Origin of the sequence: Tahibacter sp., from assembly GCF_032229445.1 — a bacterium.
Classification (GTDB): Bacteria; Pseudomonadota; Gammaproteobacteria; order Xanthomonadales; family Rhodanobacteraceae; genus Tahibacter.
Genome location: NZ_JAVTWC010000101.1, coordinates 22,698 through 36,548, shown reverse-complemented (window position 1 = coordinate 36,548; position 13,851 = coordinate 22,698). Strand labels below are relative to the sequence as shown.

The window sequence follows — 13,851 nt, the reverse complement described above, 5'->3', positions numbered from 1 at the left end:
CTGTGTTTCATGTCGCGCAGGATGCAGTCTGCGCTGGCGTTCGCCGCAGGCATTTCTGCACCGGTGAATTGGCGAGACCCTGTTTGGCGGGCGGGGTCTCTTCGCCCGTAGTGAACTCTTCCGTGATGACGCGCCGCTGAGGGCTGTCACCTCCGACAATCGTTCGGCTCTGAATTCGGTATGCCGCACGTATTCGCTGTGGCGGCCCATCGTGAACTGTGCGGCCGCAGCGCGGATTCGCTGCGGCCATTTCCCATTGCCCTCGTAGCTCCGGAGCCAGGTCACGGTCCTTGCGACGGCGCGGTTTGCGTGTCAGCAGAGCGGTGAGCGTGCTGCGCGAAACCGTCCAGCCTCTCGCTGTCCCATCCCGGCGCCGGATTGCCTATATCAAGGGGCGTGCCAAGCTGAGATCAGTTGGGAAAAACAAATCAAATCATAGGGTTGATAATTGAGCCCGTGCGAGGCGCCGATCGGATATCAAGCCCAGGGGCTCGTGTATTATCTGTCCGGATAAATTCCTGGGCAGGAACATGCAGGCCAAGCCGCTGGTCGTGATCGGTTTCGTAGGCACGGTGCTCGATGCGGCCGAAGGCCCCGGGCGCTGGGAAAAGTGGCGGCCCAGCGTCGCGCTCGGCATGTACGACGACCTGCTCGTCTCGCGCCTGGAACTGCTGCTCGACGAGCGCAAGTTCAGCAGGCTGGCCAGCCGTCTGCGCGAGGACATTGCCCACGTCAGCCCCGAAACCGAAGTGCGTGTGCATGACTTCTTCCTGCGCGATCCCTGGGACTTCGAGCACGTGTTCGGCGCGCTGCACGAGTTCGCGCGCAGCTATCCGTTCGATACCGAGCGCGAGGACTATCTGGTGCACATATCCACCGGTACCCACGTCGCGCAGATCTGCTGGTTCCTGCTGACCGAAGCACGCTTCTTTCCGGCACGCCTGCTGCAGACTTCGCCGCCGTCCAAACAGCGCGCCGGCGTCGCCGGCAAGTACGCGATCATCGATCTCGACCTGGCGCGCTACGACAACATTGCGCAGCGCTTTGCGCGCGAAAGCGCCGACACGGCGAGTTTTCTCAAGAGCGGCATCGCCACGCGCAGCGCCGCGTTCAATCGCATGATCGAACAGATCGAGCGCGTCGCGATCCGGTCCAAGGCACCGATGCTGCTGCTTGGCCCGACCGGTGCGGGCAAGAGCATGCTCGCGCGCAACCTGTTCGAGCTCAAGCAGCGCCGGCATGCGCTCAAGGGGCGTTTCGTCGAGGTCAACTGCGCGACGCTGCGCGGCGACGGCGCCGGCAGCGCGCTATTCGGCCATGTGCGCGGTGCATTCACCGGCGCGCAGGGCGAGCGTGCCGGTCTGCTCAAGAGCGCCGATGGCGGCCTGCTGTTTCTCGACGAGATCGGTGAGCTGGGACTCGACGAGCAGGCCATGCTGCTGCGCGCGATCGAGGACAAACGCTTCCCGCCGCTCGGCGGCGATCGCGAAGTCAGCAGCGATTTCCAGCTGATCGCGGGAACCAATCGCGATCTCGCCGTCGCCGTGGCCGAAGGCCGCTTTCGCGAAGACCTGTACGCGCGCCTGAACCTGTGGACGTTCTATCTGCCGGGACTCAAGGAGCGTGCCGAGGACATCGAGCCCAATCTCGATTTCGAACTGGAGCGCTTCGCCCGCGTGCATAGCGAACGCATCACCTTCAATCGCGAGGCGCGCCAGCGCTATCTGCGCTTTGCGATGAGCGCCGACGCGACCTGGCCGGGCAATTTCCGCGACCTCGGCGCATCGGTCACGCGCATGGCCACGCTGTCGTCGCAGGGTCGCATCACGGTCGAGGTGGTCGATGAAGAAACTGCGCGCCTGAACCGCCTGTGGGGCGGCGCGCGCCGCGGCAACGCAGCGGCGAACTCCGACGCGCTGCTCGATGCGCTGGTCGGCGATGGCGTCGAGGACATCGATCGCTTCGATCGCGTGCAACTGGTCGAGGTGCTGTGCGTCTGTGCGAGCGCGCGTAGCGCGAGCGATGCGGGCCGCACCCTGTTCCAGGCCAGCCGCGAGAAGCGCACATCGAGCAACGATGCCGACCGGCTGCGCAAGTACCTCAAGCGCTTTGGCCTCGAATTCGCGCAGGTCCAGGCGGCGGCGCGGAAAACGTGAACGACTACGGCCCACGCCATTCGATGAAAAACGCAGGCCGGCGCGCGTTCCGGCAACCTCGTGTGGTCAGCGTATTGCGACCGTCTGCCGCTTCCACGCGGCGTCCTGGGCGCGGTAGAACACGCTCAGCGATGACGGATTGTCGACCTGCTTCTCGACCGCGAGCGTGGCCAGATCGATGACCTCGAAGCTGCGTTTGAAGCGGCCGTCGACCTTGGTCTCGCGCGCCGCCAGCAGCTGCGACTTGCCGGGCACCCAGCCCGCGAATTCGAGATAGCCGAGTTCGGGCGTCTCCAGGCTCGGCGGCAGCACGTCGATGCGCCAGCCGTCGGCGCCCAACTGGAATACCCACAGCTCGCGCCAGGCATCAAGCGGCTGTACCGCGAGCGCGAGCGCCGTGCCCGCCGCATTCGCGCTGGCCGAGGCAGTCCAGACCAGGCCATAGGTGCAGCGTCTTGCGAGCGCGTTCGCTGCGTCGTGCCTGGCGTCGATCAGGGCGATGCAGGTCTGGCCCGGCTCGCCCGCGCTCGTCACGACGCGCAGGCCCTTGCTCTCGGCCGGCGCCGGTTCCGCACCCCAGCGCGAGGCGCCTACCCGAACGGCGGCATCGCTGTACGCGCTCGCGTCCTCGTCGGCCAATTCCAGCTTGTTCACGGCGGCGAGTTCCTGCAATGCCAGCGCCATGGCCGGCTGCGCGTCCTCGCCGCGGCGCGCGCGCTGGAACGCGAAACTCGCCTGGACCCCGGCGCTGCGCAGGCGCAGACGGTTGCGCAGAAACTCGGGCAGCGTGTCGCGCGTAGCACGTGCAAGGACGTCGACACGCCAGCTGTCGAAGTCATGGCGTGCGGTGGGGCTCAGGTCCGGCGGTACACATTCGGGCCGCGTCAGCGCGAGCGCCGCGTGGGCGCGTTCCTCCTCGCTGGCTGGCAGCGCGAGCACGCGGCGGAATGCTTCGCCGTCGTAGCACAGCTGCATGCGGCCGTCGCGTTCGACGCTGCGCACGACCACGCCGAGACCGGCGGCGACTTCCAGGTGCGCGGCGATCACCGCGTCATCGGCCTTGGCGTGACGCGAGGAAGCGCGCCGTGCGAGCCGTTCGGCCATGCTGCCCATGGCGGCAAACGACTCGCTGCCGATGGCCTGTGCCGGCGCGGCCTTCAGGTACGCGGCCACATAGGCCAGGCCCAGTGCTTCGGCGCCCGGTGTATCGCGCAGGAAGCGCACGACGGCGAGCAGTTCCGGCGCCTGTTCCGCGGCCAGCGATACGCGACGCAACTGCGAGGCGCGCACGTAGCCGCCGCGCTCGCGGCGATGGTCGTAGACCTGCAGGTAGCCGAACCGCTCGCCGCGGATCTCCAGTGTGTCGCCTTGCCACAGCACGGCCTGCTGCTGCGCCGATTCCTTCGGCGCGGCGCGCAGCGCGACCTGATCCTGCGCGACGATCCCGGTCGCGCTGAGGTTTTCTTCGGCAACCGCGCTGCCGATGCCCGCGCAGAGCAGCAGCGCGGCGAGATGACGTTTCATTGAACGATTCCCCGGGGTTTCAGTTGGCGGATCCGGCGCCGGTGCGGTGTGCGACCGTCGTGCTGCCGATCAGGCCGTTGCCGATGAAGCCGCCGTCCGCCGGTGGCGGCGCGATGATCACGGAGACCTTGTCCGACAGCTTGTCGGCCAGGGTCTTCTGGATCAGCAGCGGATGCCGGGTTATGAGTTCGCCGTCGCGCTGCATCTGGTCGCTCTGCACCTTGCCGATGCGCTCGAGGCGGAACACCTCGGCTTCGGCGAGGCGTTCGCGCGAGTCGGCTTCGCCCGAGGCCTCGATGCGGCGCGCCTCGGCGGTCGCCTCGGCGATCTTGATGCGCGAGGCTTTCTCAGCTTCGGCTTCGAGCTGGCGCTGCTCGATCTGCTTCTGCTTGAACGGCAGCACATGGCGCATGGCCTCCTCCTGCGCCTTGGCCGCGATAATCTGTTCCGAGGCGGCGGCCTGGGCGGCCTTCTCGCGCGTGATCTTTTGCGCATCCGCGGTCAGCTCGGCTTCCTTGACCTGTTTTTCCTTGAGCTCGAGCGTGTATTTCATCTTTTCGGTCTCGAGCTCGACCGCCAGCAGGCCGTCCATGCCGGCGCGATAGTCGGCGGGCAAGTCCACATTTCCCAGCAGTACCGAATGCAGCATGATGCCATCCGCCGCGAGCGCGGACTTCAGCTCGGCTTCGAGCACGTCCTGCAGCTCCTGGCGCTTGGTCGAGAAGATCTCGCGCACGGTGTAGCGCGCGAAGACTTTGTAGATCGTGCCCTGCACGGCCGGTTCGAGACGCTCGCTGTCGATGTGCTCGGGCAGCGTGCGAGTGAGCACGTCCAGGCGCGCCGGATCCAGCGTGTAGCGGATCGCGAGTTCCACGCCCAGCGACAGTCCTTCGATCGACTGGAACGGCGCCTCGCCGTCGGCCTTCGCGCTGCGCTCGGGCCGGTACATGCGTCCGTGCAACGGATAGCGGCGCAGTTCGTGGATTCCCGGCAGCACGACGACGATGCCTTCGCCAGTCGCCGTCGTCGTGCCGGTCCAGCGATTCAGGCGCACACCGAGCTCGCCGGTGCCGACGTTCTCGGTCGGCGGATGCGTATACACGGCGTAGCCGCTGGCGAGCAGGGCCGCCAGCAAAACCATGCGACGGGTGAAAACGGCACGGACAGCCTGCGACAGCCGCGGCGACTGCTGGGACACGGAATGACTCCTCGATGGATGCAACGGTGGGATGCGCCGACCCCGCGGCGCTGGAGTGCATTGCAGCGCGTGCCTGAGGAGGCCGGGCGCGCAGGCGAAGGCGGCATGAGGGCGAGTTGTGGCGGGCCGCGGGCAGCGCAGGCGCGCTGCGCTCCAGGCACGACGCAAGCCCATCGTCGCGCGCGATGGCGGTCGCGGGTGGAAAGCGTGCTTGGCCGATTGTCGTGGCCAGATGCCGAGAGCGGACGCTGTCGAGATCGAGCGCCGGCTTGATCGAACACTGACCGGATCGAATGCTGCCTTGATCACGCGGAATATCACGTTCTGCGCATGATCCGTCGATTGAGTCAGGCGGGCCGCGGTCAGCTGCTCGCTGCGCTCTGGGCGAGTTCGCGACACAGCGCTGCGGTCGCCTCGTCGACCGGGAAGCAGCACTCGATATGCAGCTCCTCGATGGTCACGTCGCGCGGCGTGCCGAAGGTCGTGATGGTCGAGAAGAACTGCAGTTCGTGATCGTCGCGGCGCAGTACCGTGGTTAGCAGCGGCAGCGCAGCACTTTCCGGTTCGCGCCGACGCCACCGGGCGGGAACGCCCGGATAAGCCAGCACGTCGGCGAGCAGCGCCTGCGCGGTTTCATCGCTGGGGGCGGCCGCGACCGCGCTGTGCAGGTGATGGATCAGGTTGCCGGCGACGTCCTCCCAGTTGACGACCGTGGCGCGCAGGTCGTCCGGATCGAAGAACTGCCGCAGCATGTTGTCATGGCGGCTGTCGCGGCCGCCGAGCACGAAGCGGTTGACCCGCGCCGCCGCCGCGTTGGCCATGAGCACGTCCCAGCGCCGGTTCAACAGGAACGCCGGATACGGCTCCTGCTGCGCGAGGATGGCTTCGATCGCGCGGCGCACCTGAGCCAGTGCCGGCGTGGCCAGGGCTGACTCTGGATACTTCGGCGCGAAGCCCGCGGCGACGAGCAGCGCGTTGCGCTCGCGCAGCGGGACGTCGAGCACGTCGGCCAGGCGCGCGACGAGTTCGCGACTGGCCTGCGCCTTGCCGGTTTCAACGCAACTCAGATGGCGCGTGGAAATGTTCGCCTCAAGCGCGAGATCGAGCTGGCTCAACCGGCGCGTCGCGCGCCATTCGCGCAGTAGCCGGCCGAGTGCTGGAGCCGTGGGTTTCTGCAAGGTGCGGGTTTGGCGTTGCACGCGCTGGCCTGGCTATGAGCGGGTGGCCATCGTAGGCAGGTCGCAGCGGCAAGACCATGACTCCGCAGGTCATGCATTCGACGCGGGCGAGTCTGGATGCGCACCCGCGGGAATCCCGAGCGGCTGGTTCGGGGGGCGCATATGCGCTGGTGCGCATCCCCCTACGCCGCGATGATCTCGCCACTCGTTGTTTCACGGATCGTCCAGTATGGCTTCCCCTCCTCGCGACAACGAAACTCTCGGTGCCGGCGTTATCGTCATGCCCATCGTCGGGGTAGCGCTGGTCCTTGCTGTCGCCGCGACTGCGGCGGTCGTGGTGCCCCAGTTCCAGTCGATGTTCGCGGGCTTCGGCGCCGATCTGCCCGGGTCGACGCGCCTGCTGCTCGCGACCTATCGCGGCTGGGTCCTCGGTGTGGTGCCGGTCGCCGTGGTCTGGCTGTGCGTTCCGGGCCGGCGCTCGCGCGCCGTGGCCGCGCTACTGGCGGGTGCCGCCATCGCTGCGGCGCTGATGCTATTCGTCATCTGGGCCTGCTACTCGCCGATCATTGGGCTTGCCGCGCTGGCGGGATAGGCGTGGCGAGCCGCAGTCTCTCCAGCCTTCATCGCACCTGTGCAACCGCGAAGTCGTGCTCGCCATAGCGCATCCCAGCGTCTCCTTTCCGCGGCGGCAATAGCGTCGCAGCAGAACGGCGTTGCGTCGGCCAGTGCCCTGGTGAAAAGCGGCGTACATGAGCGCGCGTCCCGTCTGCGGCGGCGTGCTTTCGTGCAAGGCGGATGAGCGCTGTGTCTTGCGCTCGCGCGGTGCAATTCGGCTGACGCGCAGAAGAAGGCAAGCGTCCGCCACGATCCGGCATCGCTCCGGCGACGACGATCTCCAGCCTCGACGTCACACGCCGCCGCGACAGGCAGCGGTCGACATCACGCCAGGAGCATCGTCATGAACTTCCGTTTCGAAACCCTGCCGTGTTCGCCGAAGGCTTGCACTATGATGGTGCACTCGCCCCATCCAGCAGCAATCCATGGACCTCGCCACCCTCTGGCCTCAGCTCAGTACCGCCGCGGCGTGCCTGGATGCGCAGCAGCAGTTGCACGTGCCGAATCCGGCGCTGTGCGAGTTGCTGGGTCTGGGGGCGCGGCGGCTGGAGGGGATGACGCTCGCTTCGCTGGCGCCAGCGCGGCCGGAGCTGGTCGAGGCGTTCCGGCGGGTACTGGCTGAGCAGCGGGTCGTGCAGTTGCGTGATGTGGCGTTGGGGGACGCAAGCGGCGCGATGGTGGCGGTGGACCTGACCTTGAGCCCGCTGGGCGCGGGTGGGGCGCTGCTGGAAGTGCATGCGCTGGCGCCGTCGGGGCGGGAATCGACGGCGCAGCTGTCGGAATCGCTGCGCGGGTTTGCGCATGAGGTGAAGAACCCGCTAGCCGGTCTGCGCGGCGCGGCGCAGCTGATCGCGCGTCGCGTGGCCGACGAAGGTGTGAAGGAGCTGGCTGACCTGGTCATTGCCGAAGCGGACCGGCTGGCGCAGCTGGCCAATCGTCTGCTGCAGGGGTCGATCAGTTCGCCGTTTGCGCCGGTGAACATCCATGAGGTGCTGGAACGGGTCGCGGTGTTGCTGGCGTCGCAGGGGCAGGCTGTCGTAGTGCGCGATTTCGATCCGAGCCTGCCGCCGCTGCGGGGCGATGCGGATCGTTTGCTGCAACTATTCCTCAACATCGGGCGCAACGCGCTGGAGGCCGGCGCGGACCGCGTTGGGCTGCGCAGCCGGGCCGAGCATTCGGCGCGGATCCACGATCGCATCGTGCGGCTGGCCTTGCGCGTGGACGTGATCGACAACGGCGGCGGCGTGGCGCCGGAGCTGGCCGACACCCTGTTCCTGCCGATGGTCAGCAGTCGCCCCGACGGCAGCGGACTGGGGCTGGCGCTGTGCCGCGAGATCGCGGCCGAGCATGGCGGTGCCTTGAATTACCGCAGCCGCGGCGACGAAACCGTTTTCAGCCTGCTGCTGCCTTACGGAGAAAACCATGGCTGAGACGGCGCTGGTATGGCTGGCCGACGACGATCGCGGCGTGCGTTTCGTGCTTGCGGCGGCGCTGCGCGACGCAGGTCTCCAGGTCGCCGAGTTCGAGGACGCGGAAAGCGTGCTCGCGCAGATCGATCGACAGGTTCCGGATCTGCTGTTCACCGATGTGCGCATGGCTGGGCAGGGCGGTCTGAAGCTGCTCGAGCGTCTGCACGCGCATCACGCCCAGCTGCCGGTCATCGTGATGAGTGCCTATACCGACATCGCGACCACGGCTGCGGCGTACCGGCACGGCGCGTTCGACTATCTGCCCAAGCCGTTCGATCTCGACACGGCCGTGGCCGCGGCGCAGCGCGCGCTGGCCCAGCGTCGCACGGCGCCGGCCGCCGCGCCGGCGCGCGCGGCGCCGCAGGAAACCGGACTGATCGGTCGCTCCGCGGCGATGCGCGCGGTATTCCGCGCGTTCGGCCGCGTCGCGGCGAGTGGCCTCAATGTGCTGATCACCGGCGAGACCGGCACCGGCAAGGAACTCGTCGCGCGCGCGCTGCACACGCACAGCGCGCGCGCGTCGCGCGCCTACGTGGCGCTGAATACCGCGGCGATACCTTCGGAGCTGCTCGAGTCGGAGTTGTTCGGCCATGAGATGGGCGCGTTCACGGGCGCGACACGACGCCACGCCGGGCGCTTCGAGCAGGCCGATGGCGGCACCCTGTTCCTCGACGAGATCGGCGACATGCCGCTGCTGCTGCAGACGCGGCTGCTGCGGGTGCTGGCGGAAGGGGAGTTCTATCGGGTCGGCGGGCGCGAACTGATCCGCGCCGACGTGCGCGTGATCGCGGCGACGCACCAGGATCTGGAAGGAAAGGTCGCGCGCGGCGAGTTCCGCGCCGACCTGCTGCATCGGTTGGACGTGGTGCGCATCCACTTGCCGGGATTGCGCGAGCGGCGCGAGGACATTGCGCTGCTGGCCGAGCATTTCCTCGCGCGCGCCGCCGAGGAGCTGAAGGTGGGCGCCAAGCGCTGGTCGGCCAAGGCGCTGACGGCGCTGGAGCGGTTCGACTGGCCAGGCAACGTACGGCAGCTCGAAAATCTGTGCCGGCGTCTGGCGGTCATGGCGCCGGGCCGCGAGATTCGCGCCGAGGACGTGCCGTTCGCACAGTCGGCGACCGGCGTCGCCGGACCGTCCTGGACCGAGGGTCTGCGCCGCTGGGCCGACCAGGAACTCGCTTCCGGCCGGGGCGATCTGCACGCCAGTGCGGTGACCCAGCTCGAACGCGTGTTGTTCGAGGCGGCGCTCACGGTACACGGTGGCCACCGCCAGCATGCGGCGGAGGCGCTGGGGCTGGGGCGCAACACCTTGACGAGAAAACTCGGCAGTTCCCGAAAGCAGCCGGGCAAGGCGCCGTAGCATTGCTCGACCGCCGCCGGGTTCGGGCTCGGAACGGGCGTTCAGTCTCGTGAAGGAAAAATCAAGAGAGCGCAGGTGCCATAAGTTGTATCTGGGGTGAATTAGCGCAACTATTGCCCAACGTCGTATAGGAAAGCGTATCCAGGGGAGGTTCGGTCATGACCGGGCCTGATGCGCCGCGGAGCTGTGCGACTTCCGCCGTTGCGTAATCACTTAGACCTATGGGGATCCTCTACATGCGTTGCTTCAAGTCTGCTCTCACTCTTGCTCTTCTCGCTTCCGCGTCGACCGCTTTTGCCCAGGGCACGATCACGTCCGGCACGGCCAACTACGTGCAGACCGCATCCCATTGGGATGTGAGTCCGGAAGTCAACTTCACTGGCGTTGGTACCGGCGACCAGCTGTTCGAATCGGGCTGGTGGTTCCGCGTCCAGGGCGATACCCAGGAAACCGTGTTCCCGACCCCGACCACGACGAACTACACCGGCGCTGTCGCGACGATTGCCTGGACCGATCTCGCCGGGCGCGGACTCGGCGTTGCCAAGACCATCACTCTGACGAGCGCTGGCGCAGGCCTGGGCGAGGCCGGCACGACGATCGCGGTGACCAACAACGGCGCAGCGGCGATCACGCTGCACCTGTTCAACATGATCGATCTCGATGTCAACGGCAGTGCCGCCGGTGACAATGCGGTACTGGTGCAACCGAACAACTACATCCGTGTCAACGACGCCACCGCCGGCCAGTGCGAATACCGTGGCCCGGGCGCCGTGGCTTATCAGGTGCTGCCGTTCGCCGCTACAACCGATGTGGCCGCGCAGCTCAGCAACACGACGGTGACGGACTTCCCGAACACCGGACTGCCGTTCGGCCCCGGCGATCTCACCGCCGGTTTCCAGTGGACGCTGCAGTTGGCGCCGGGCGCGACCGGTACGGTGCAGCTGTTCGTGGCCTGCAACACGACCGCGACGCCGGTTTCGTTGCAGCGCTTCCAGGTCGACTGACCACAGGCGATTCCACGTTCCGCAGTAGTGAGGGACGGCCTTGGAGCCGTCCCTTTTTGATTGGGCCGGACCAATCATCGTAGTGCGCGCGGCTTTGGCAGAATGCCCCTTCTTGCAGCTGATCCGAGCCGCCCGTGTCCGATATCGAATCCGTTCCCATCCCCATCCAGACCGATCAAACCCGCGTCCGCGCCGCCACGCGCGAGGACATCGCATTCCTGGTCGAGGCCAATGCGGCCATGGCCTGGGAAACGGAAGAAAAGAGGCTTGACCGCGAGTTGCTGGCGCGTGGCGTCAGCGCGGTTTTCGACGAGCCGCGCCGCGGTTTCTATCTGATGGCCGAGCGCGACGAAGTGGCGGCTGGTTGCCTGCTGATCACCTACGAGTGGAGCGACTGGCGCAACGGCGACTGGTGGTGGATCCAGAGCGTCTATGTGCGTCCGGACCAGCGCCGCCATGGCGTGTTCCGCAATTTGTACCGGCACGTGGAGGCGGCGGCGCGTGCGGCCCCTCGCGTAGTCGGCTTGCGCCTGTTCGTGGAGTGGGAGAACGAACGCGCGCAGCGCACCTATGCGGCACTGGGGATGCAGCAAGAGCACTACCACATGTATCGGACAGGATTTGTCCCGTTCTGAACGGCGTGGCTGTGCGGTGTCCGGCTCGCGCGGTGTGTCTGATGGGCGGCCGAAGCGAGACCGGATTGTGCCGCCGCGCTGCCGTCAGCGGCGCGTGTTCATGACGAATTGCAGGAACTCGGCGCGCGTGCGCGCATCCTCGCGAAACTCCCCGAGCATCTGACTCGTCACCATCGACACGCCAGTCTTGTGCACGCCGCGCGTCGTCATGCACTGGTGCGCCGCTTCGATGACCACGCCGACGCCGCGCGGCTTGAGCACGTCCTCGATGCAATGCGCGATCTGCGCGGTGAGCTTTTCCTGCACCTGGAAGCGGCGCGCAAAACCCTCGACGACGCGGGCGAGCTTGGAGATGCCGACGACCTTGTTTGTCGGCAGGTAGCCCACGTGCGCACGGCCGATGATGGGTGCCATGTGATGTTCGCAGTGGGATTCGAACTCGATGTCGCGCAGCACGACGAGTTCGTCGTAGCCGGCCACTTCCTCGAAAGTACGGCGCAGGTACTCGGCCGGGTCTTCCGCATAGCCGGAGAACCAGTCGCGGTAGGCGTCGACGACGCGGCGCGGCGTGTCGAGCAGGCCTTCGCGCGTGGGATCTTCGCCGGCCCAGCGCAGCAGGGTGCGAATGGCGGCTTCGGCGTCGGCGCGCTCGACGCCGGGGGAGGAGGAATCGTCTGTCATGAACGGATCCGCAGGCGGCAACGAAGCTGCATTGTAGGGTGGACCGGCCGCGCGTAGTTCAGCGCAGGCCGCGGCTCTCGATCTCGCGCGTCAACGTGCGCATGACATTGATGACTTCGTCGCCGCTGGCTGGCTTGCCGGCGATGGCGATGCGTGCGCGAAGTGCCATCGTCAGGGCCTTGAGCGGCTGCGCATTCGCCTGCTTGTCGCCGGAAAACGCCTGCCGGCCGAGGTCCGAGTTGAATCGGTGCAGATCGAAGAAGAAGCGCTCCTGCCCGTCGGTCAGGAAGCCGAACACGGGCAAGGCCGAGGCCACTTCGCTGGTGGCCCGGTGGCAGCGCATCTCGCGCTCCTGGCACAGCCGCATGCCGGTCTCGACGAAGCGGGCGAAGGGTTCGGCCACGTTGGCGGTATCCAGATCCGCGGCGATCAGTGCCAGTTCCCGCGCATGGATGAGGGCGGGGTTCTCGCGCCAGCCTGATACGTGCTTGTCGAGCTTGACGTCGAGCTTGGAAGCCAGCGCACCACCGCTCTGCACGAGATCGACCGAGTTGTATTCCCAGTCCTGTGCCGGCGGCCGTGCATCGAAGGTGGATCCGGCGATGGTCAATTCCAGCCCGATGTAGAAAGAGGCGTCGCGCGTGCGCTCGAACCCGGCGAGGTCCAGGATGCGGAATCCTTCCACGATGCTGGCTCGCTCGTTGCTGCCGACCCCGGCGCTGTAGATCGCCGGTTCGCGCTGGCGCAGATCGTGGCAGGCCGCGAACAGGCCGAGCAGCAGCCAGTCGTCGAGGCTCAGCGCCTGTATTCCGACGTGCTGCATCAGCCGCGCGATGCGGCTGTCGAAAATTTCCAGAATGTGGTGTTCGTTGTGATAGGCATGGAAATCCGCACCCCAGCTGCCGTGGCGCAGGGCGAGCCGCGCATAGGCCAGTTCGACCGCGGCATCGGCGCGCTCGACGCGGTCGATGTCGCCGTCCGGGATGATGGGCGCCAGCGCCACGCGCCGCCGCTCCAGGGCCGCGCCCAGCCCAGGTGCCAAAGAGGCGAGCAGAGCCCGCGCCTGGGCCACGTCCGCAATGGATCGTTCGGCAGCGTCTTCGGCAAACTCGTGGGGAAACGGCAGTATCACGTGCGGCCAGGCCCTCCACCAGGCGACCGCAGTATATGTCAGCGCCATGGCAGCGCCAGCCGCCGGCGACGCGGACTCACGCGCGGCACCGGCGCCGCGCCGTCCGTGCCGGCGAGCTCAGAGCCAGCCGCGCTGCGCCAGCGAAACCGGCTTTCCTGTGCCGACCACGAAATGATCCAGTATCCGCACACCGACGAGATTGAGCGCTTCGCGCAGCTCGCCGGTGATGGCGCGGTCCGATTCGCTGGGCTCGGCCACGCCCGACGGATGGTTGTGAGCCAGTATCACGGCAGCGGCGTTATGGCGCAGACAGGCACGTACGACCTCGCGCGGGTGGACGGCGGTGCCGTCGATGGTGCCCCGGAACAATTCCTCGAAAGCGATGACACGGTGGCGGTTGTCGAGAAACACCACGGCGAAGACTTCATAGGGATAGCCAGACATGCGCGTGCGCAGAAACTCGGCTGAATCCAGCGGTGTGCGCAAGGTGTCATTGCGCTTGAGCTCCGCGGCGCCACAGCGCCGCGCAACTTCCACCACGGCCTGCAGGCGGCACGACTTGGCCGCGCCCAGGCCGCGCACGCGCGGCAGCGGCTCTGCTCGCACCAGCAGCGCGCGCAGGCCTCCGCCCTGCTTGAGCAACTGGCGGCCGAGATCGACGGCGGTCTGGCCACGACTGCCGCTGCCGAGGAAGATCGCCAGCAGCTCCGCATCGGAGAGCGTGGCGGCGCCCTGCGCCAGCAGTTTCTCGCGCGGCCGTTCTTCGATGGGCCACTGACTGATATTCATTGGCGCTCCTGCCGGGGAAATCCTGGCCCCAGCCTAGCCAAGCGGTGACGCGGTTCGCGCGCGCCCGGAGCGGGCTTTCCCGTAAGCTATCCGCGCATAAACCGGTGGGA

At 67.3% G+C, this 13,851-nt stretch carries 12 protein-coding genes; 6 read left to right on the top strand and 6 right to left on the bottom strand.

Annotated features, from left to right (window positions below; translation table 11 throughout):
- The first annotated feature begins 530 nt into the window (after nt 1–530).
- Entirely contained in the window at nt 531–2,156 is a 1,626-nt protein-coding gene (rtcR, locus tag RUU78_RS17130) for an RNA repair transcriptional activator RtcR (protein WP_313918677.1), read from the top strand.
- Between the two features lie 66 nt (nt 2,157–2,222).
- Here the strand turns inward: rtcR and RUU78_RS17125 are convergent, their stop codons facing one another.
- From RUU78_RS17125 to RUU78_RS17115, 3 genes are all read right to left on the bottom strand, one after another.
- On the bottom strand, nt 2,223–3,680 hold the full coding sequence (locus RUU78_RS17125) for a hypothetical protein (RefSeq protein ID WP_313918676.1): 1,458 nt from the start codon (nt 3,678–3,680) through the stop codon (nt 2,223–2,225).
- Between the two features lie 19 nt (nt 3,681–3,699).
- Nucleotides 3,700–4,878 (bottom strand): SPFH domain-containing protein, encoded by a 1,179-nt coding sequence (locus RUU78_RS17120; protein WP_313918675.1) that lies wholly within the window; start codon nt 4,876–4,878, stop codon nt 3,700–3,702.
- 362 nt (nt 4,879–5,240) lie between these two features.
- Nucleotides 5,241–6,077, bottom strand: a complete 837-nt coding sequence (locus RUU78_RS17115) for a helix-turn-helix transcriptional regulator (protein ID WP_313918674.1) — start codon at nt 6,075–6,077, stop codon at nt 5,241–5,243.
- A 208-nt stretch (nt 6,078–6,285) separates the two neighbouring features.
- Between RUU78_RS17115 and RUU78_RS17110 the strand changes: the two genes are divergently transcribed.
- The 5 genes from RUU78_RS17110 (at nt 6,286) to RUU78_RS17090 (ending at nt 11,139) form a co-directional block, all read left to right on the top strand.
- Complete coding sequence (locus RUU78_RS17110; RefSeq protein WP_313918673.1) at nt 6,286–6,648, top strand: hypothetical protein; 363 nt, start codon at nt 6,286–6,288, stop codon at nt 6,646–6,648.
- A gap of 448 nt (nt 6,649–7,096) precedes the next feature.
- Nucleotides 7,097–8,101 (top strand): ATP-binding protein, encoded by a 1,005-nt coding sequence (locus RUU78_RS17105; protein WP_313918672.1) that lies wholly within the window; start codon nt 7,097–7,099, stop codon nt 8,099–8,101.
- Nucleotides 8,094–9,500: a nitrogen regulation protein NR(I) gene (gene ntrC / locus RUU78_RS17100; RefSeq protein ID WP_313918671.1), complete on the top strand. Its 1,407-nt coding sequence runs from the start codon at nt 8,094–8,096 to the stop codon at nt 9,498–9,500. The genes RUU78_RS17105 and ntrC overlap by 8 nt, the downstream gene beginning before the upstream one ends.
- Nucleotides 9,501–9,736: 236 nt before the next feature.
- Nucleotides 9,737–10,504, top strand: a complete 768-nt coding sequence (locus RUU78_RS17095) for a hypothetical protein (protein WP_313918670.1) — start codon at nt 9,737–9,739, stop codon at nt 10,502–10,504.
- 134 nt (nt 10,505–10,638) lie between these two features.
- Complete coding sequence (locus tag RUU78_RS17090) at nt 10,639–11,139, top strand: GNAT family N-acetyltransferase (RefSeq protein ID WP_313918669.1); 501 nt, start codon at nt 10,639–10,641, stop codon at nt 11,137–11,139.
- 84 nt (nt 11,140–11,223) lie between these two features.
- Here RUU78_RS17090 and folE read toward each other — a convergent pair whose 3' ends face one another.
- The 3 genes from folE to radC all read right to left on the bottom strand — a co-directional run bounded on the left by folE (nt 11,224) and on the right by radC (nt 13,741).
- Complete coding sequence (gene folE, locus RUU78_RS17085; protein WP_313918668.1) at nt 11,224–11,820, bottom strand: GTP cyclohydrolase I FolE; 597 nt, start codon at nt 11,818–11,820, stop codon at nt 11,224–11,226.
- Nucleotides 11,821–11,878: 58 nt separating this feature from the next.
- Nucleotides 11,879–13,000: a hypothetical protein gene (locus RUU78_RS17080; protein WP_313918667.1), complete on the bottom strand. Its 1,122-nt coding sequence runs from the start codon at nt 12,998–13,000 to the stop codon at nt 11,879–11,881.
- Between the two features lie 69 nt (nt 13,001–13,069).
- Nucleotides 13,070–13,741, bottom strand: coding sequence for a DNA repair protein RadC (gene radC / locus RUU78_RS17075; protein ID WP_313918666.1), 672 nt, complete (start codon nt 13,739–13,741; stop codon nt 13,070–13,072).
- Nucleotides 13,742–13,851: the final 110 nt, after the last annotated feature.